Genomic DNA, 1,164 nt, shown 5'->3' with positions numbered 1-1,164 from the left:
CGGGTCGGTGGCGGGTCTGGTCTCGGTCATTCTTCGGCCTTTGTCCATTCGATACGGACGCCGTCGCGGCGCATGTCGCGTTGCAGCGTCAGGTAGCCTTCGCTGTCCGTGCGGCCGGTGATGCGCGAGCCGTCGTTGCGGATCAGGGTGTAGGCAAGGTTGCAAGCGCGGGAACCGTCTTGCAGCGTGGCTTGAAAGCTGTCGTTAAAGGGGGTGGCGTCCCAGGTGTTGAACGTCATCGAGGCGCTGCTTGGCCCGGTGAAGTTGTGCCCGGCGGCCTTTACCGTCAGCTTGCCGGGCATCGAGAACTCGATATTCCCGTCGGCGATCTTGATGGCCGCGCCGCCACACAGCAACGTGATGTGCTTGTCGGCGGCGACCAGCACGTGTTGTTGGCTGGACGTGATTTCCGCGCTTTGATCGGCCTGGATGCGGATGGCGTTGTGCTGCGCCTGTAGCAGCATCGGGCCTTGGTGGGCGATGAGGCGCATGGCGCCGCCTTGCGAAAACAAGCCCAGGTCGCCGCCCGCGTTCAGCACGATCTTGTCGCCCGCGCTGACCTGCTGATGCTGCTGCGCGACGCTGTCCACATTGCCACCGGCCGACAATACGATGCTTGCCGGCGTGGCGGCGGCGATGCCGGCTGGGGCGCTTAGGCCGATGGCCCCGGCGTCGCCTTGGCCCGGGCCGTCCGGCTGGTCGTTAGCGCCGTGGCCCAGGTCGCGCACCGCGTCCGATAGGGATTGCTGCGGCTGGGCGTCGTGGGCGACGCCTTCGTGTTGCGCTGCGTAGTCGCCCAGGTTGCGGGCTAGATCCAGCGCGGCTTGCAATGCCGCGACGATATCGGACCGGTCCAGCTGCCCGCCCTTGGCCCGCATTTGGGCGTCGGCCGTTAGCAACAATCCCTTGGCTGCGCGCAAGGCACCGTGTTCGTCCGTGCGCAGTTCGAACCCTTCACCGCGAGCTTGCCCACCGCTTGGACGCGGATGGGTCAGATACCCCAGATGCAGCTGCGTGTCGCCGTGTTCGCTCATCAACGCCGCGCTGATCTGCGCGGACGTGTCATCCAAGCGCAATTCGTTGGCGCGATTGCCCCTGAATTCCTTGCTCTTGATGGTGTTCAGGACGTTGTGGCGCGGCAGTTCATAGGGCGGCAGATTGGTA

The 1,164-nt window shown here is 65.4% G+C and carries 1 protein-coding gene; it reads right to left on the bottom strand.

What is annotated here, in order from left to right; all coding sequences use genetic code 11:
* Positions 1–26: 26 nt before the first annotated feature.
* Positions 27–1,164: type VI secretion system Vgr family protein (locus tag YH64_RS30010; RefSeq protein WP_143215633.1), on the bottom strand; the 1,138-nt coding region annotated here is incomplete at its 5' end.

The sequence above is a fragment of the Achromobacter sp. LC458 genome (assembly GCF_001005835.2).
Taxonomy (GTDB): Bacteria; Pseudomonadota; Gammaproteobacteria; order Burkholderiales; family Burkholderiaceae_B; genus Achromobacter; species Achromobacter spanius_B.
The sequence above is the reverse complement of the archived record's forward strand: the minus strand, read 5'-3'. Positions and strand labels throughout refer to the sequence as shown.